Below are 17,271 nucleotides of genomic sequence, written 5' to 3' on the forward strand. Positions count from 1 at the left end.
TAGAAGCCTTAGAAACTAAAGGTTGTACGCAGGAGTCCGACCCAGATATCGTCGTTTCTGTTGTTGTGTTCGGGGTTCAAAATCACGTAAACGCCCGGTGTCACTGATACAAAGTCATTGACTTGGAAGCGATAGAAACCCTCTAAGTGATAAGAGGTGTTACGGTTTCTGGCGACATCACTTTCAGTAACTTTTGGCGGTACACCGAAGACAAAACCGAGGAGGTTGCCTTGCCGGCCAAAATCTCGCAGGGCCAAAGTGATAGCACCATTCTGGATCGTCGCGTCATTGCCGCCCCCCCGCAGTTGCTCAGCCTTCGTATAACCGTACCAACCGCCAATGTGAAAGCGACTGCTGGGTTTGAAGTTAACTTGCACGCCATAGTTATCTGCTTGAGTGGGTGCTTGACCGAAGGGCCGGTTAGCCAAAGAACTGCCGGTGCCACCCATGAGGCCAACATCGCCTGCGCGATTGTATTTGTGGGTGTAAGTCAGGCTCAAATTAAACGGGTTGCTAAAAAAGCCGATCTGACCCAAAGCGCTGAAAGAACCGTCGAAAACGCCCCTGCCATTTGCGGGGTTGGGAGCATCGCCCTCGGAGGCCAGATAGCCCGCAGTAGCTCGGAAGTTGCCCAAGTTGTAACTCATACTTGCGCCAGCTCCCTGCGGTCCGCGGTGTACGGCCGGGTTGCGAACTCCAAATCTGGATAGAGTGCCATTACCCGTAGCGTCACCAAAGGTACTAGTAGCAGGCGCGTCTCCAATTTCATTTAGGTCAAGTCCTCTAGGACCGACAAAGAATGTAGCGTTACCTAGCGGGAACCGATACCACACTTCATCTAGTGTGAAATTGTTGTTCTCAGCCCCATCCTGGGCTACGCGAGTCATGTTAGTACCCGTAATTGCTGAGTAGTTAGGGACGTTACCCGCTTGCAAGCGGGTTCTGAGCAAGTCTCGACCGGTGAAGCTGGTCAATAAGTTCAAGCGCACCCGGTAGCTGAAGTCGGTGACTGTTTTGTCGTCGTCGTCGTCAAGGCGGATACCCTCTCCGACAAAGGTGTCGGTGACGGCAAAAACGGCTTCTCCGAGCAGTTTGGTGGTAGTGGAGAATTGATTGGCTTCGAGTTCTGCGGTGCGAGCTTCTAGGCCGTCTACTCGTCCGCGCAGGGTAGCGAGTTCGGCTGCAAATTCTTCTTGCAGGCGTTGCAGGATGGCTAAGTCGTCTCGGGTAACTAAGTTACCTGTTGACCCAATTAGTTGGGTTATCTGGTCTAAGCAAGCGTTGACGCCGGCTGCAAATTCGTAGCGAGTCAGGGCGCGGTTGCCGCGGAAGGTGCCGTCGGGATAACCTACGATACAACTGTAGCGTTCGACTAGGGATTGCAGGGCTTGGAATGCCCAATCTGTCGGGCGCACGTCGGAGAGCTGAGTGACTGATGTCACCTGGGACATGGTTCCCGACGGTTGGGCCGGCAGTGCTTGGGGAGCAACAGGGACGATGGGGCCGCCCATTCCTCCGGGTACTGTCTGAGCAATTTCTACCTTAGTAGCTGGGGTAGTAGCTGGGGTGCTGGCGACTGCTGGCACTTCAATTTTCCCAGGGGCGTCTGTCTGGCTGATTTGCTCTGCCAAGTCTGATGCTTGGGGCGAGGATTCGGCTGTGCCTGCAGCTGCTAGGGGTTCAGTCGCTGCTGCTGCGCTGGTCGGAGCAATTGGGGCTGCTAACTCGATGTCGCTCCCTGTTGTTTGCAGTGCTGCTTCGCTGGTTTCTGGTTCGATTGAGGCGAGTTTTTCAGCGTCTGCTTCGCTAACGACCGGGGTTTGGGCCGCTTCGACGCTGCTGTTTAAAGCCAGGTTTTCTGGGGCAGCAGGGGCTGCTGCAACTGGTTCTGCAACTATTTCTCCAACTATTTCTGCAATTTTTGACTCAGATGACTGAGCTGTAGCTAGCTGGTTGGCTTCAGCGGTTGCGGTCACTTCTGCGGCGATCGCAGTGGCACTCATGACTGATGATAGCCCCAGAATTGCCGGGGATACTAGCACTAAATTCCAAAAAGTTCTGTTCATTTTCCTCACACCTTCACACTCTATTCAACTCGACGAGCAGCAATTCCCAACTGCTAATTTTTGTGGTTGCTTGCCTGTTGACAATAACTGCCAAAATAGAACCTATCCATAACTGTTGATTCACTGTTGATTCACAGTAGGCGTGTCTACTTCTGCTTGAACGTAGGGGCTGGGCCCTTGTACCGCCCCGGCATCAATTCAGGTCAAGCCCACATTACCTTACGGCTGATTATACCATCACCTGCTAATTTCATCTCTCGATCGCCCGACTTGCTTGAGTTGCTCTGCGGGCGATCGACAACTGTTTCTACGGGTTCGACCACAATCTGCCTCTAACTGACAACTGCCCAGAATCCTCGGTTACGCCCGACTTAACAGACAGTTATAGGTAGGATTGTGGCTGCTTGTCGCATCCCTTATACAGCTTTATATCCTCTAATGTCAAGCTTTTTAACCTAACTTTAAACATCGCGACCCGGCAGGGGCGATTTTCCCGCTATGAGTGGGAAACTGAGACCTAAAGGCTGGTAGATTTACCCGATCCAAACCAAAGTTCAGGCTTGACCAATCTTGGTTTTTTGATGCCCCCTGCAGTCGGGACTTGCCAGGACGATCGCCCTTTTTGAGACTAACCGTCGGCGGGTTTAATTTCCCGCTATTTTAACACAACTTTTTTGTTGTTTGAGTGCGACTGCAACTGGTGGTGCTTGACCCGCTGTTGGCGCAGGTCAAGCTCACTTGCTTGACAGACCAAATATACCCCAAATTCCTAGCGGTTTTAGCGATGTTTTTGTGTACGGACGATCGCAGAAGTTTAGTGCTAAGCTGGCGAAAAAGCAGAACTCGAAAATAGAGCTGCTGTCAGAACAAAAAACTGAAACGCTGTGGGTAGGCAAGTTAGTAAAAGAGTGAGGGTTTATGGAAGATTTTGGTATTATTATTGCCTGCTGCGACCAAGATTATCTGTTTGCTAAGGGTTGCTGTGCTAGCATCCGCTATTTCCTGGGAGATGTGCCGATTTGTCTGTTGATTGACGGGACTTTTTCTGTGAGTGCTTTGGAAAAATCCTATGGGGTGCGAGTGATCAATCGCACAACCGTTTCTGAAGAAGTTCTCAGGAAAAGAAGTTTTGGTTGGGGCAAAACTAAAATGATTGCTTTCTGGGAAAGTCCTTGGTCAAATTTTATGGTTTTGGATGCCGATACGATCGTCTGGGGCGATGTTCTCAAATTGGCTAATTTTCAAGACTTTGATTTTATTGTAGACAAGCCTTGTTACGATTACCCGGATGCAGATATTTCGGAATTTTTCTTTGACATTCCGGGCGTTGAGAAGCATTTCCCGAATTTTCGGTGGTCGGAATCGCGATCCAACTATTTCTGCACGGGTACTTTCTTTGCTAAACGCGGCGTTTTTAGCTTGGAAGAATATGTGGAAATTTTAGATTTTACGGCGGCAAATCCGAAGATATTTAAGTACGGAGAAATGGGGTTTTTGAACTTTATGATTTTCCGGGCGGCACAAGAAAATCGACTGCGGGTGCAGAATGTGGATATGCAGTTGTTGGTGCCAGATTTTGACCAGGATTTGTTGAGAAAGAGGTTTCCGGTGGAAGAAAGCGGGCCTGCGGGCGATCGTACTGAGGCGACTGTGATTCACTGGTGCGGGCCGAAGCCGACTTTATCTAGTGGGAAAGTTTACTCGGAACCGATGAATTTTTGTCGCCGCAAGTGTGAGGAAGATGTTTGGAACCGCACGGGTTTGGCTGCCGAGATGTCGCTGCAAGTTGAGGATTTACAGCGATCGATCTACGTGTATAAGAATAAGTTTAAGAAGAAGTTTCGGCAGTTGGCGGGGAAGTAAGTAGAAATTTTTAACCGCAGATGTCGGCGGATCAACGCGGATGCACGCGGATTTTGGCTTACCCATCTAGAGGTAAAGTTGGCCCGGCTGGGGGTAAAACTTGGCGGTGAACGCTTACTTTGTGGCTTTCCCGCTGAGTTTGCATTTCGACGGCGATCGCCTCAAATTCGACTTCCATGCAGCCGTAGGGAATCTCTAACTCGATACTTGCTCGCACATTTCCCAACCCGTTAGCTTTAAATTCGGTAATCCAGCGCGGCCCGTCAAGAATGAGGTATGTTTGCCGATCGTACACCCAAACTTTCACATAAATCCGGGGCATTAATTCCGGGAGTTGCACTTGCACTTTTACAGCCTGGCCCGCGATGATTTCGGCCCGTGGCAATTCCAAAACGGGCATCGGTACTAACTCGTCTTCTGGCAAAACGTAGGGAGTTGGGGGAGTTACTTCTGCTGCGACAGTTGCGGTTTTTTGAGCAACTTGTTTCGGTTGCGGGGGCTCGTCAAAAACCACAAATTCTCTGGCTTCCGGGCTAGTGGATTGGGGTTCGGAAATTGTTTCGCTGGTTTCGGGTTGCTGCTGGGTTGGGCTGCTTTCTTCCACAACGGCAATTGCTTCGCTGGTATTAGTGGCGGTTTTTGGAGTGGGTGACAGGGTGGTTGCTTTCAGCCAGTCAGTCGATTCGCCGTTGCTGGCTAGGGAACTCAGTCGCGACCAAAATCGACTTTCGACGTTTAAGGTTTGAAATGCCTGTTTTGTGGGTGCTGGCTGGGTTTCTGGGGCGGTTGTTTCTAGTTCAGGGCTGTTTTCTGGTTTTTGGTCAGTCGCTCCGATTTCGGCTGTTTGAGTGGGATTTGGGATGTCTGAGGGTTGGGTTTGTGGGTCGATCGACTCTGCGGCCGTTCGAGGCGAATTGGAGATTTCCGAAAGCAATTGCGATCGGCTGCTGTCGGGCAGTTTGTTACCGAATGCGGGCAATTCTAGGCCGCCTGCACTTGGGGTTTGACGCGAAGCCAGTAGAGGGGGTAGGGCTTCAGTGGTTGGGACTTCGGCGGGGGATGGAGGGTCTAAGGATTTTTCTACTAGCTTGAGGAAGGATATATTTTTGGCGCTTCCAGAGGGTTTTGAGGCTGTTGGGGAGGGTTCAGCTTGATGCTTTTCTTCGATGAAATTGTCTTTAATTTCCTGTAGAAGGTGCTCTAAACGAGCTGTAATTGTGAATAGTTTGGTGGCTAGGGTGACGCCGCCGCTGCTGAGAATTGCTTCTCCTAAAATTAGGCGGCTTTTGCACTCGGTTGGGATGTAGGTGACGCAGGCAAAGATGCAGGGGGGAACTTGTTCTGGCATCGGCTGCTGGATTTCTGCGAGAATTTTTGAGGTTTGGGGGTCGCGCAGGTAAATTTGCAGTTGTGCTGAACCGATGAGTTGTTTGAGTTCTAGCGCTTCGGATTCGGGGATGAGAGTTGCTGTTTTTCTGCTTTGTTGGGGGTGTTGGGGAAGGTCGATTTTGCCGGAAATGATTAAGGGGCGACCGAGTTGGGTGACGAAGGTTTCTCGATCGAGGACGAGTTCGAGTTTGACGCCCGGTTTGGGTTCGGGGGTTTGGGGAATTGGGAATTGGTAGATTTTGGTCTGCTGCGGTGCTGAATCGGCTGCTGCGATTTGTGGTGCGGGGCGATCGACCGGGGAAGCGATTTGTGGGGCGGGGCGATCGACCGGGGAAGCGATTTGTGGGGCTGGGACGGAAGCAGCGGGTTCGATTTGGTCGATCGGCGGTAGGGGTTCGGAGGTTTCCGATTCTGCAGGCAATACTTCTAACTGAACGCCGTACTGCCAAGGTTTTAGTGGTGTTGCTTTGGGATCTGGCAAGCAGGAGAGTTCCCACAGTCCGGGTTTGAGCCTGGTGTAGGGAATGATCACGACTAATCCTTCGGGGTTGGTGCGGGCCGATCGGCTTTGGACTTTCCGCTGCGCCCCTTGGTCGAAGGAAGTATGGGTAACGCGAATTTCGATGTCGGTGTTGGGGTGCTGAATGCGAGCAACCACGCGGTATTTACCTTCTAGAATTTCCACGTCGGAGGTTTCTAGGGGCAACCAGGCGCGATCGCCTTCTTTCTGTAGCAAAAATTCTAATTTTTTCATCTTTCTTTCCCCTTGAAGGCTCCCGCTTGATTCGTCACAGGTTGGTGGTGGTTTGTTGAGCGACAGCTACAGATATTAAATTACTTTATGTTGTATAGCCTATCATCACTCTCGGTCAAGAGGCCCACTTACCAAGGACTGCCGATAATGCTGAAAGCTGCCCAATAATACGGATGGGATAAATCTTTGCTGTCGAGTTTGGGGATGGACGGGGGCAAGGGAATGTCGCCTCGCGCACTTCGCAGTTGACCGCCTTCGATCGTAACTTTGCCTTCGATCGCAGCGATTTGTGCTTGCCGCATTGCTTCAGCTTTAATGATTGGAGGGTCGTTTGGCCTGCGGATTTTTAACTGCTGGTAAAACTCTGTCATCAGGGCGAGAGTCCCCGCATCGCTAACGTACCACAGGCTGGCGAGGGCTGATTTTGCTCCCGATTGCAGTGCTAAACCGGCAAATCCGAGTTCTGCTTCTTTGTCTCCCAAGGCGGTTCTACAGGCGCTTAATACTAATAGTTCAAGAGGCGGATTGTTCCATTTTAAATCTCTCATTTGATCTAGTCTAAGTTGCGTGTCCCAAAATTGAATGTAGGAGTTATTTGGGGTTCCGGGGCGAAATTCTGCGTGGGTGGCAAGGTGGATGATTCCGTATTTGTGTTGCAGTCGCTGGGATTGCAAGTTTACTATGGTGAAGTCTTGGTTGAGAAAGGATTGCCCGGGCCACTGTCGGGCGATCGCGCCTAGTTCTAACGGCACTGCTGGCAGCGGTTCTTTGTTCGCCGTTTCTGCGAAATCTGATGCTCCCATTGCTAGGACTTGCACGTTTCTGAGGTCGGCGTAATTGCTGTCTGTGAGTTTGAAGGCGGGGATGCGGGCGAGGCTGTATTTCTGGATCAAAAATTGGTTTCCGTCGTGCATTGCTGCTAGGGGTACGGTTCGCAAACCTGCGCCGACGCAGAACAGCAAGGTTTCAATTTTTGCTGTTTGCAAATCTGTTTCTAGGGGTGCAACTATCCATTTGTAGAGTTGTTGGGCTGGTTCTAGATAGCTGGTGGTGTTAATTTTTACGGGGTTGGTGATTTCGCTGCGGAATTCTTGGACTACTGAGAGCAGTTTCTCTTGTTTGGCTTCGGGGATGCTGCGGAGAATGGGCGGGCGATCGGGCAATATTAAGATTAATTCTAGTTGGTCGGTGCGGGGGATAGCGTAAATTAAAGCTGGTTTTTTCTTGGTTTGAACTGCTAGACGGGAGAGAGTTTTTGATATTGCTTCGGCGGTTTTAGCACGGGTTTCAAAGTCTTGTTCAAAGTAGTTTTGATACTCTTCTTCCCAGTTTTCTTCGATTTTGGTTACGGCTTCGGTGAGGTTTCCCCGATCGAGCAAATTTCTCATTTCTTGCCCGTTAAGCCCTCCCTGGTCTGCGTTTTGGGCAATTGTAGCGAGGTTCGCCGTGCTCCAGCAGAAAAATATTGCTGTCAAACAGTAAAAAATAGCTTTTTTAATTTTTTTCTGAGTCGTGTGTTTTTGGCGTTGCTGCTGGGATTGGTAGTGCATGATTTTGGGGCGGTTAATGGCGCCGTTGGCGGCAGCAGTTGGCAAAAGTTTGGATGTGGGTGAATTTTGACTGTGCTGGCGATCGCGGCACGATTATAGCATTCAAGACCAACCGCAAATATCTACCGTAGGGTGTGGACACCGGCACCAACAGAGTCCCCGCACCCAGAAATGCGCGATTTATGTAAAATTTTGTAAATTATGCAGGGGTTTTGCATAAACAGGACTTACGCAAAAACCCGGTTTCTTCAAGTAAGTCCTGTTTTTTACCTAGCAGCCAGGTGCATTTAACTGAGATGTTGCACCATTCTCAATAATCCTTTTATGAACAGGCAAGATGCCTGTTCCACAAAAAAATCATCTTTTGTGGAACGGGCATCTTGCCCGTTCTTAATAATGGTGCAAGATGTGAGTTTAACCGGCATTACCTCTACGGGCGTCTTTGACTTTTTGCGGCACATCCGCACTTCTCAAGTTGAATCGGGTTGGGTCTTGTTGTTGAATGAGGAATATCAGGAATCGAGCGACCATATATTGAGTAATATTAGCAAATATATTCTCTGTATTTACTTGTTTTTAAAATAGTTAGGTTTTTCGCTCCAACTTACTTAAACCTCGACTGGTTAATTGTTTTGCCTCGGATATCTACGCGGTTATTTCGTACAATTTGTCGAGACTGCCTTTAGCCTAAGATTTTGCCTGAAAATCTCCTAGTTTTTTAGAATCGCGGCGCTTGCCAAGAGTTGAGCAACATAAATAAAAACACTTAATTATTTAGAAAATTTTACGCTATGCGGTTGATTGCTTTTTCCTTCTTTGTTCTTACTTCTCTCCTAGATAACTAAAGCCTTGTTCCTGCCGCTATACATTGTGTGCGATCGAACTTGGCACGGTGCGTTAGCGAAGCCCTCGAAGAGGATCGTGATCCGATTGGGGGATGTGTCTTAGTATTTCTTCACATATCCTGATTTCGGTCTATGATATATGCCTTATGGCGTATTTGTGTTTAAAGCCCGTTACCGCGTACCGCTGATGAGTCAATCAACCAATTCACCGCTATCCCAACCAGTTTCTCGAAGAACCGCCCTCAAATTCCTCGGAGTCGGTGCCGCCGGCGGGCTGCTGGGCTACTCTCGATTTTCCAAGCCAGAGCCCACCATTTTTGTGCAAGATTCTCTTGACTTGCCGCGAATGCTGAATCAGCGCAAAACCGTTGCAGTTGTAGGGGCAGGCTTGGCCGGGCTCGCCTGTGCTTACGAACTCTCCCAGCGGGGTTTCGCCGTAACATTGCTCGACAAATCGCCCCAACTCGGCGGCAAAATTGCTAGTTGGCCGATTCAAGTCGGGAACGAAACTTTTATGATGGAACACGGTTTCCACGGTTTTTTTCCGCAATACTACAACCTCAAAAGTGTGGTTGAAGAACTAGAAATTAGCGATAACTTTGTATCTTTAGAATCCTACGCCGTTGTGTTTCGAGACGGCAAATACAAGCCCGAAGTTTTCCGTCCCAACCATTCAGCTTTCCCCTGGAATATAGTTGACTTGGGGATATCTTCTCCCAATCGGCTCAAGTGGGGAATCAATCTGACAAAACCCGCTCACTGGGAAGTATTTCGAGAAATAGGCGGTTTTCAAACTCAAAAAAGTTTCGCTCGCCTCGACAATATATCAGTTGCCGACTGGGTAAAAGGTGAATTTCCGCGCGGGCTTTATGACTTGTATTTTCTGCCTTTTGCCAAGTCCAGCCTCAACGCTCCCGACGAATTGAGCGCGGGAGAATTAATGCAATTTTTCCACTTTTACTTTTTCGGAAATCCAGAGGGTTTGGCCTTCAACGGCACGCGGCAAGATATGGGCACGAGTTTGGTGCAGCCTATTGCCAGAGCGATTGAAAGCAAAGGTGGCAAAGTATTGACAGATGTCGCAGTCAGTGAAATTCGCTGGGAAAACGGCAAGATTGATTCTCTGAGTTACCAGTCGGGAGACGTGCAAAGTAAAATACCTTTTTGGGTGAAGCGAAACGCGCTGTTAACTGACAGCAACTCTACCGAATATTTCGGCGCTGGGGACAGCGTATTTGCCGCCGCACCGTCGGGAAAAGAGGCAATTTCTCTGAGCTGTACTCACCAAGGCTGCACAGTTCAGAAACAAAACGACGGTCAATTTCACTGTCCTTGTCACGGGGCAATTTTTGATGCCGAAGGGCGAGTTGTCAGCGGGCCTGCTCAGCGGGATTTGCCTCGATTTAAGGTAGTCGCTGAAAAAGCAGATGAGGTACAGTTGGCCGCAGCGGTTAACCAATCGCAGCCGCAAAATTTGGGAGAAACATTGAAGGCTGATTATTATGTTTTGGCGGCCGATGTTCCGGGGATGCAGCATTTGTTTAGTTTGGCTAGTGGTGAGGTGAATCCGCAAGTGCAGAGTCGGATAGAGAGCTTGAAAATAGCCGATCCGTTTGCGGTGGGCCGTTTTTGGTTCGATCGCGAATTTCCCTGGGAGCACAGCAATTTCAGTTCGCTTTCCGGCTACAAACTGACTGACAGCATCACGCTTTACCACCGAATTCAGGATCAGTTCATAGAGTGGAATCAGAAAACGGGCGGTAGTGTCGTGGAACTGCACGCTTATTGTTACAAGGAGAAGGAATTTCCGAACCAGCAAGTTTTGCTAGCGACTTTTGAGCAAGAATTGTACGAAATTGTGCCGGAATTAAAAGCAGCGAACCTGCTGCACCGGGAATTAGTAAATCAAAAGAATTTCTCTGGATATCCGCCCGGTAGCTATGCGGAGAGACCAGAAACTTGCTGCGCTGTACCTAATCTTTTGTTTGCGGGAGATTGGGTGAAAATGCCGTTTCCGTGCGGTTTAATGGAAAGGGCAGTGAGCAGCGGTTTGTTGGCCGCTAATGCTATTTTATCTCAGGAGGGTTTGCAGAGGCGATCGCTCTTGACGGTGAATCCCGAAGGCGTGTTAAAAATCTAAGGTTTGCAGCGGGGGCGGGTTTTATCAATCGTCAATTATCGGCTGCTATTCTCGGTGAAACCCGCCCCCAGCCATACCACTTGAGATTTGAGATTTGAGATTTTCATAATTGCGAATGACTGATTCAATAAGGGTTTGGAGGTTTCCGGCAGTTGCATTCTTTTTTTAAGATAAGTTATGGTTTGTAGGTGTGGTTTCGCTGAGGGGAAAAGGCAGAGCTTGCGAACCAAAAAAATATCTTCGTTAAGCAGGGTGGATATGCGGTTAAAATATTATTGAATTAGTATAAAGCAATAATAGATGCTGAAGAGTAACTGCAAAATTCGCAATAAATCTGTAATGTTTGATGCTTTTGCAACAGAATACGATTTCGCTGCCACTTTGCAAAGCCAGAATGATTTCTTTATTAATAACCTATCGGCCAGCAAAGGTGCAGCATTAGATATTGGCTGCGGTTCGGGAATTCTTGCTTTTGAATTAGCCCAGTATTACGATCATGTAGTCGCCGTCGATTTGTCAGCAAAAATGCTAGATATAGCCCGTCAAAAACGCTCAGCCCCCAATATCGAATATATCCAAATGGATGCCAGTCAATTAGCGCTCGATCGCCAATTTGATTTAATTGTTAGTTCTGCAACTTTTCACCACCTGCCCAACCTCCCCGCCGCCCTCTCAGCTATTAAAAAATTGTTAAATCCGCACGGGAAAGTCCTCTTTTTAGATAATATATCGGAAGTCGAAACACCTGCTACAAGAGACTACATAGTAGGTGCTGGGAGAGATTATATTCCCGACTGTTCCAAATATGGATTTCGCAATGCTTCAAGATTATTAAAATTTAGATTGTCGCCTGGGTGGTTGAAGCATTTAGCCAGCGACAGGTATTTGTCAGAAGGGAGATTTAGAAAAATTTATGGTCGTTGCTTTCCGGGCTGTTATTTTGTAAAATTGGGTTGTTTTATGGGCATAATCTGGGAACATTTGTAATGCAAAACAACGCGATAAAACCGGTAGCTGCAAAGGGAGAAAAAACTCACATCCGCCAGTTGGGCATTAATCTCGATCGCTGGTATGCGATCGCCCGCAGCACCGAGGTGCAAACTCAGCCCCTAGCTGCGAAAATCTGGAATCGGGCGATCGTACTTTTCCGCGACAGTGCAGGCAAAATCAACGCTTTAGAAGATAGATGTCCGCACCGACAAGTTAAACTCAGCCACGGCAAAGTTAAAGGCGATTTAATCGAATGTGCTTACCACGGATGGCGGTTAAATGCAAGGGGAGAATGCGCCGAAGTCGATTATTTAGCAGAAAATCAAAAGCTACCTAACTGCAAAATTCGCTCCTATCCAGTCAAGGAACAAAACGGTTTTATCTGGCTGTTTCCCGGCGACGAAACGCAAGCAGAAAAAACTAATTTACTGGATTTGCCAGAGTGGGAACATCTCAATTATATTGCCACAGTTTCAGTCATCGACTGTCAGGCACACTATTCATTTTTAATTGAAAACTTGATGGATATGTACCACGGACACTTGCACGATGATTGGCAAGCTTGGGCAAATCCGGTGTTAGATACTTTAGAAGAAAAGGAGCATCAAGTAACTGCTCGCTATCAGGCACAAAGTTATTACAAAATAGATAAAATTTGGTCAATTTCTCAGTTGTTTTTTAAATCTTTGCGCCGACTGCACCCGGAACCGCTGGAGGTGAGCTATATTTACCCGCACTGGGTTTCAACTTTGGGGAGCGACTTTAAGATTTACTGCTTGGTTTGTCCAGTTAGCGAGACAGCAACTCGCGCTTATTTAATTCATTTTACCTCATTAAATGCGTTTTGGCGGCTGCACAAATTGCCTGTTTGGTTTCGCAAGTTTATCAAAGATAGTTGTTTCGGCGCGGCTCAAAAGTTATTAGATGGTTTGGTGCGACAGGATGTGTTAATGATTGAAGAAGAACAGCAGGCTTTTTTGCAGAATTCAGAAAGAAAAAGTTATGAATTAAATCGAGCTTTAGCCAGTGTGCAAAGGTTGATGAGAAGTCAGGCAGAAAATGGATAATTCAGTCGCCGAGTCAAACCTGCACAGGCTAATATGTATATTTCACAAAAATCATGGAAGTACAATTGAGGGAAATTCGACGTTATATTATAAGTGACGGCAGAGATCCTTTTGCTGAGTGGATAGATTCCCTGCGCGATCGCAATACCAGAGCTAAAATTAACAATAGGCTGAAACGAGTAAGTCTTGGCAATCTGGGAGATTATCGCTCAGTAGGATGAGGGGTTTTTGAACTTAGGATTGACTGGGGCTTGGCTACCGCTTATACTTCGGACCAGTCGGATTAACAATTGTGTTTCTCCTCTGCGGCGGCGATAAAAGCACTCAAGATAGAGATATTCTCAAGACTAAGGAATCTTGGGCAGAATATGAAAAACGCGATCGCGCAAACCAGTGATAGCTGGCTGAACGCACTAATTGAATCTCTAAAAAACCCAGCAGAAGCTGCGGCTTACCTGAGTGTGGCTTTAGAAGCAGAATCACCGGATTCTCAACTGCTGCTGGCGGAAATTCAAGACGTAATTGATGCACGTTTGCTGGGGAAAAATCTTTCAAAGCAAGCTAAAGTACATCACGAGAAACTCGATAAAATGCTTTCGGAAAGTGGCGCTTCTGAAATTTACACTTTGATCGCGTTATTGGATGCGTTAGGATTTAGGCTCACAGTTACTTTAAAAGAAGAGGAATTGGCGATCGGGGAATAAAACGCCTCGCCAATTCATCTGCGTTAATCTGCGGTAATCTGCGGTAATCTGCCGTCAAAAAAAGCTAAATTCCGCCAGCACAAACTTTACTTTTTAGGACGCTGCTGCTGGTAAACGCTGATAACTTTATCGGCATAAGTAGCAGTTGCGCCACTTTTACAAGCTGCGGATTCCCCAGTCATCCACCAGCAAGCGGCGCGGCGTACAGCAGTTAATTCATTGTTGCTGCTAGCTTTGTATTCGTCGCGCAGCAAATCGCCCACGATACAGGTAACAATTGATTTGGCTTTTGTCGCGTCGGCCTCAAATTGTTGCGGTGTTAAATCTTGTTTGGTACAGAATTTTGCCCAGCGGGAAATATTGTTCGGTAAAACTTGCCACTGACTGTACATTCCGTCATTTGCGGCTTGTGGCGGGGCGGCTTGTCGCAGCGCTTCTACAAGGGCCGAAACTTGCGCGTCGGTGACTGCTTGCGCTGTGGCTGGAAGTGCTTGCAATCCGAGGCTAATTATCAGGCTGCCGAATAGTAGATTGGTTTTTGCGATCGATTTAAAATTCATTCACAATCCCCTGTTTGAGTTAAAGTTTGTTCCCTCAAACAAGGTTTACTATTTTGTCGATAGAATACCTCTGTCTTAAGTATGATTTGCTTGTTGAATGGACTGTCGATCGCACTTACGATAGAAATTGTTAATCAAGTACGATAAAATCATGGAAGTAAAACCCAGGGAAATTCGCAACTACCTGAGAGCAGATGGGACAAATCCTTTTGAAGATTGGTATAACTCGCTCCGGGATACCACAGGCAAAAATAGGATTCGGTTAAGGCTAAAGCGAGTCATGACTGGTAATCTAGGAGATTGTAAGTCCGTCGGAGAAGGAGTTTTTGAACTCAAAATTGACTCTGGCCCTGGATATCGGCTTTACTTTGGACAAGTCGGGCTGACAATTGTACTTCTGCTAGTAGGTGGAGATAAGAGAAAGGAAAGAGCGAGATATTGGCAAAGCTATTCAATATTGGAGAGACTATGAAAGACGTGAAAGCACCAACGAGTAGGAGTTACCAAGAATTTCTGATCGAATCTCTGAGAAATGCCCAAGAAGCAGCAGGTTATATCGAGGTGACATTGACAGAAGCAAGCGATGAACCTAAATTGCTCCAAATGGTACTCAAAAACGTTGTAGATTCTCGGCTAAAGTTCAACAATTTATCAGAGTCAGCTCAACTTCAATGGGAAAAGCTTGACAAGATGTTGACCGAAAGTGCAGGTTCGGAAATTTTCTGCTTTGTAGAATTGCTGGAAGCGTTAGGATTTAAACTAGAAATTACTGTTGCAGATACTGAGTTTTCGGCTGACTCGGAATCAACGGATTTTGGGGAATCAGAATTATCGCCCGAACCAGTAGTAATTAATCCCAGTTAATGAGTAAATCGCGCCCTCACCCCTCCATCACAAAATCTAACAACCGGTGAGCCATTTCTAGCTTGCTGCAAGATGCTATTTCTACTTGCTTGCCAGCGGCATTAATTAATATTGCTTGATTGGTATTGCTGCCGAAACCGGCACCTATTTGATCGATCGGGTTTGCGGCAATTACATCCAGTTTCTTCGCCCGCAATTTCTCCACAGCCGGCTTGACAATATTCCCAGTTTGTGCTGCAAACCCGATTAATTTTTGGTGCGGCTGTTTCAATTTTCCCAACTCTGCCACAATATCCGCTACCGGTGCCAACGGTAAACAATTCGGGAGCGATCGCTTCGGCAATTTCTCACTACTGTACTCAGCCGGCCTCACATCCGCTACCGCCGCCGCCATCACCGTCAAATCCGCATCGTGAAAGCATTGCAGCATCGCCTGCCGCATTTCTTCTGCACTCGCAACTGCGATCGCCCGCACACCTGAGAGCGGCACTTCGCCAGTTATACTGTGTACCAGCGTCACTGTCGCGCCGCGGTGCTGTGCAGCTTGCGCCAAAGCTATACCCATTTTGCCGCTGGAAGGATTGCCGATAAACCGCACCGGATCGAGGTGTTCCCGCGTTCCTCCCGCACTAATCAACACCCGAAGGCCCGCTAAATCTCGATCGCCCTTCGCATACAACAGCGATTCAATATGAGGCAAAATCTCATAAGGTTCTGCCATGCGGCCGACACCCGCGCGATCGCACGCCAGCATTCCCGCCCCCGGATTCGCAGCATGATAGCGCCGATAACTCAACACTTCACGCCAATTCCGCTGCACCGTCGGCTGTTCCCACATATCCGTATTCATCGCCGGTGCCAGCAAAATTGGGCAATTAGAAGCTAAGACAGTATTAGTCAACAAATTATCAGCAAAACCCCCCGCCAACTTAGCCAAAGTATTAGCTGTCAAAGGAGCAATTACAAAAACTTCCGCCCATTCTCCCAGTTGAATATGCAGGGGGCGCCCGTGACTTGGTTGCCAAAAATCTTTGTCAGTAAAAGCAGGATGGCGGCACAGAGTAGCAAAAGTCAAAGGCGTTACAAACTCCCCGGCCGCATCAGTAAGAATAGCTTTAACTTCCGCTCCAGCTTTCGCTAAAGTTGAAACTACTTCGCAAACTTTGTAAGCCGCAATCCCGCCACTAACACCGATTAAAATTCGTCTGTCTTTCATGATTTTTGGTAATACAGCAACCTTCGAGGTTATGAGAACTTGATGAATTCCTGAAACCTGTGCGAAGAATTGCCCGATCGCATCTCCTCATTCTTTCTTCCTTCTTCCTTCTTCCTTCAGCCATAAAAAAGAATCAAGAAAGAAATTAAGATAAAAACAGGCTAAAATCCCTAATTCATCTGTTTAATCCGCAACAAAATATGCTGCTAACTTCTTCCTCAATTCCGTCGAAAATTTTGAGCTAGATTTTTCAGTCTATGCTTCGTCGTAGGCTTCCATATCCAGAAGGTGGAGATAAGGTTCAACCAACTCCGGCCGCTGAAAAGCAAGCGATCGCAACAAATGCCAATCATTCAATCCTTCAAAAGGATCTGCATAATCGTCAACTTCCAAACGGACAGCCAATTCTGCCACGTCCTCAGAAGTAAGTACAGCAATATCGCGCGATGCTTTGGTTAAAGTTTTCATTTTTTTCCCCTGCCCGAGACTTCCGCCATACTATATACTAAACCTTTAATCAGATTTCGACACAGTTTCTACAACAAAACTTCGCATTACCTCTATAACTTCCGGCAGAATCTCGTGTCCCATGTTAAATTCTCGATACTGCACCGCAGCTCCCCAAGCCGTCAAACTCTCGCGCGATCGCGCAGCAGCACTAACAGGCACAATAGTATCTTGAGTACCGTGTACGATTAAAACAGGTGGCAAAACACTCCCAGCAACGGTTGAAATTGAGGAGTGCAAATAACCACTCAGACAAATTAAACCAGCTACGGGCAAAGTCAATCCCACATCCAGAGTCATCGCTCCACCTTGAGAAAAACCGCCTAAAATTGTGCGAGACAAAGGCACACCCGTGCTGCTTTCTAAAGACAGCAAAAATTCCCTCAGCAATTGCCGGCTTTCTACCAATCCCTGAGCGTCTTTGCTTTGAAGGTTATACCACGCTTTGCCGCTCGTTACCTGGGGATGGGGAAAGGGGGCATCGGGAAATACAAACTGATAATCCGGCAAATTGAAAAAGGGTGCTAAGGAAGTCAAATCCCGAGCATTAGCACCCCATCCATGTAAAGCGACAATCAAAGCGACAGGTTTGCGATCCGTTGTGTGCGGAATGCTAATAGATTGTAAAGACATCGTAGTTAATAATTGGTAATCTGGCCTGGCTACAATTATAAATTGTCACGACTGGTAAAACCCCAGATATTTTTTTTCGGCAATATTCCAATGAAATTAGCACGCGCTTGCTAATAACTATAA

The 17,271-nt window shown here is 47.6% G+C and carries 16 protein-coding genes and 1 pseudogene; 10 read left to right on the forward strand and 7 right to left on the reverse strand.

The features are described from left to right. Positions 1–8 precede the first annotated feature (8 nt). A complete protein-coding gene (locus tag QUA43_RS02810) occupies positions 9–2,066 on the reverse strand; it encodes an iron uptake porin (protein ID WP_333370837.1) in 2,058 nt (685 codons plus the stop codon). A gap of 738 nt (positions 2,067–2,804) precedes the next feature. Here QUA43_RS02810 and QUA43_RS02815 point away from each other — a divergent pair. Then, on the forward strand, positions 2,805–2,978 hold the full coding sequence (locus QUA43_RS02815; RefSeq protein WP_333370839.1) for a hypothetical protein: 174 nt from the start codon (positions 2,805–2,807) through the stop codon (positions 2,976–2,978). A gap of 6 nt (positions 2,979–2,984) precedes the next feature. Continuing rightward, a complete protein-coding gene (locus QUA43_RS02820) occupies positions 2,985–3,929 on the forward strand; it encodes a hypothetical protein (RefSeq protein ID WP_333370841.1) in 945 nt (314 codons plus the stop codon). Positions 3,930–3,987: 58 nt separating this feature from the next. Here the strand turns inward: QUA43_RS02820 and QUA43_RS02825 are convergent, their stop codons facing one another. Continuing rightward, positions 3,988–6,072: a hypothetical protein gene (locus QUA43_RS02825; protein ID WP_333370843.1), complete on the reverse strand. Its 2,085-nt coding sequence runs from the start codon at positions 6,070–6,072 to the stop codon at positions 3,988–3,990. A 128-nt stretch (positions 6,073–6,200) separates the two neighbouring features. Next, entirely contained in the window at positions 6,201–7,667 is a 1,467-nt protein-coding gene (locus QUA43_RS02830) for a CHAT domain-containing protein (RefSeq protein WP_333370844.1), read from the reverse strand. Between the two features lie 279 nt (positions 7,668–7,946). On the opposite strand from QUA43_RS02830, the gene QUA43_RS02835 reads away from it, so the two are divergent. From QUA43_RS02835 to QUA43_RS02860, 6 genes and pseudogenes are all read left to right on the forward strand, one after another. After that, positions 7,947–8,207: a hypothetical protein gene (locus QUA43_RS02835; protein WP_333370846.1), complete on the forward strand. Its 261-nt coding sequence runs from the start codon at positions 7,947–7,949 to the stop codon at positions 8,205–8,207. A 447-nt stretch (positions 8,208–8,654) separates the two neighbouring features. After that, positions 8,655–10,607, forward strand: coding sequence for an FAD-dependent oxidoreductase (locus QUA43_RS02840; protein WP_333371032.1), 1,953 nt, complete (start codon positions 8,655–8,657; stop codon positions 10,605–10,607). A 300-nt stretch (positions 10,608–10,907) separates the two neighbouring features. Beyond that, a complete protein-coding gene (locus QUA43_RS02845; RefSeq protein ID WP_333370848.1) occupies positions 10,908–11,594 on the forward strand; it encodes a class I SAM-dependent methyltransferase in 687 nt (228 codons plus the stop codon). Further along, positions 11,594–12,664 (forward strand): aromatic ring-hydroxylating dioxygenase subunit alpha, encoded by a 1,071-nt coding sequence (locus tag QUA43_RS02850; protein ID WP_333370850.1) that lies wholly within the window; start codon positions 11,594–11,596, stop codon positions 12,662–12,664. The genes QUA43_RS02845 and QUA43_RS02850 overlap by 1 nt, the downstream gene beginning before the upstream one ends. Before the next feature lie 53 nt (positions 12,665–12,717). Then, a pseudogene (locus tag QUA43_RS02855) lies at positions 12,718–13,061 on the forward strand (type II toxin-antitoxin system RelE/ParE family toxin). Beyond that, positions 13,033–13,368, forward strand: coding sequence for a transcriptional regulator (locus QUA43_RS02860; RefSeq protein WP_333370852.1), 336 nt, complete (start codon positions 13,033–13,035; stop codon positions 13,366–13,368). Before QUA43_RS02855 ends, QUA43_RS02860 begins: the two are co-directional and overlap by 29 nt. A gap of 86 nt (positions 13,369–13,454) precedes the next feature. Here QUA43_RS02860 and QUA43_RS02865 read toward each other — a convergent pair whose 3' ends face one another. Further along, entirely contained in the window at positions 13,455–13,928 is a 474-nt protein-coding gene (locus QUA43_RS02865; RefSeq protein WP_333370853.1) for a hypothetical protein, read from the reverse strand. A gap of 151 nt (positions 13,929–14,079) precedes the next feature. Between QUA43_RS02865 and QUA43_RS02870 the strand changes: the two genes are divergently transcribed. Beyond that, positions 14,080–14,400, forward strand: a complete 321-nt coding sequence (locus tag QUA43_RS02870) for a type II toxin-antitoxin system RelE/ParE family toxin (protein ID WP_333370855.1) — start codon at positions 14,080–14,082, stop codon at positions 14,398–14,400. Next, positions 14,397–14,792 (forward strand): transcriptional regulator, encoded by a 396-nt coding sequence (locus QUA43_RS02875; RefSeq protein ID WP_333370857.1) that lies wholly within the window; start codon positions 14,397–14,399, stop codon positions 14,790–14,792. The genes QUA43_RS02870 and QUA43_RS02875 overlap by 4 nt, the downstream gene beginning before the upstream one ends. Before the next feature lie 16 nt (positions 14,793–14,808). On the opposite strand, the gene coaBC is transcribed toward QUA43_RS02875, so the two are convergent. From coaBC to QUA43_RS02890, 3 genes are all read right to left on the reverse strand, one after another. Then, positions 14,809–16,008 carry a bifunctional phosphopantothenoylcysteine decarboxylase/phosphopantothenate--cysteine ligase CoaBC gene (gene coaBC, locus QUA43_RS02880; protein WP_333370859.1) on the reverse strand — a complete coding sequence of 400 codons (1,200 nt, stop codon included), beginning with the start codon at positions 16,006–16,008 and terminating at the stop codon, positions 14,809–14,811. Between the two features lie 255 nt (positions 16,009–16,263). Next, on the reverse strand, positions 16,264–16,476 hold the full coding sequence (gene isiD, locus QUA43_RS02885; protein WP_333370861.1) for a protein IsiD: 213 nt from the start codon (positions 16,474–16,476) through the stop codon (positions 16,264–16,266). A gap of 45 nt (positions 16,477–16,521) precedes the next feature. Continuing rightward, a complete protein-coding gene (locus QUA43_RS02890; RefSeq protein WP_333370863.1) occupies positions 16,522–17,148 on the reverse strand; it encodes an alpha/beta hydrolase in 627 nt (208 codons plus the stop codon). Positions 17,149–17,271: the final 123 nt, after the last annotated feature.

The organism is Microcoleus sp. N9_B4, from assembly GCF_036701635.1.
GTDB lineage: Bacteria > Cyanobacteriota > Cyanobacteriia > Cyanobacteriales > Microcoleaceae > Microcoleus.

Excerpts from the sequence above, each read along its gene's own strand:
- QUA43_RS02810 (WP_333370837.1), bottom strand. The coding sequence starts at position 2,066 with ATGAACAGAACTTTTTGGAATTTAGTGCTAGTATCCCCGGCAATTCTG.
- QUA43_RS02820 (WP_333370841.1), top strand. The coding sequence starts at position 2,985 with ATGGAAGATTTTGGTATTATTATTGCCTGCTGCGACCAAGATTATCTG.
- QUA43_RS02825 (WP_333370843.1), bottom strand. The coding sequence starts at position 6,072 with ATGAAAAAATTAGAATTTTTGCTACAGAAAGAAGGCGATCGCGCCTGG.
- QUA43_RS02835 (WP_333370846.1), top strand. The coding sequence starts at position 7,947 with ATGAACAGGCAAGATGCCTGTTCCACAAAAAAATCATCTTTTGTGGAA.
- QUA43_RS02840 (WP_333371032.1), top strand. The coding sequence starts at position 8,655 with ATGAGTCAATCAACCAATTCACCGCTATCCCAACCAGTTTCTCGAAGA.
- QUA43_RS02845 (WP_333370848.1), top strand. The coding sequence starts at position 10,908 with ATGCTGAAGAGTAACTGCAAAATTCGCAATAAATCTGTAATGTTTGAT.
- QUA43_RS02850 (WP_333370850.1), top strand. The coding sequence starts at position 11,594 with ATGCAAAACAACGCGATAAAACCGGTAGCTGCAAAGGGAGAAAAAACT.
- QUA43_RS02860 (WP_333370852.1), top strand. The coding sequence starts at position 13,033 with ATGAAAAACGCGATCGCGCAAACCAGTGATAGCTGGCTGAACGCACTA.
- QUA43_RS02865 (WP_333370853.1), bottom strand. The coding sequence starts at position 13,928 with ATGAATTTTAAATCGATCGCAAAAACCAATCTACTATTCGGCAGCCTG.
- QUA43_RS02870 (WP_333370855.1), top strand. The coding sequence starts at position 14,080 with ATGGAAGTAAAACCCAGGGAAATTCGCAACTACCTGAGAGCAGATGGG.
- QUA43_RS02875 (WP_333370857.1), top strand. The coding sequence starts at position 14,397 with ATGAAAGACGTGAAAGCACCAACGAGTAGGAGTTACCAAGAATTTCTG.
- coaBC (WP_333370859.1), bottom strand. The coding sequence starts at position 16,008 with ATGAAAGACAGACGAATTTTAATCGGTGTTAGTGGCGGGATTGCGGCT.
- isiD (WP_333370861.1), bottom strand. The coding sequence starts at position 16,476 with ATGAAAACTTTAACCAAAGCATCGCGCGATATTGCTGTACTTACTTCT.
- QUA43_RS02890 (WP_333370863.1), bottom strand. The coding sequence starts at position 17,148 with ATGTCTTTACAATCTATTAGCATTCCGCACACAACGGATCGCAAACCT.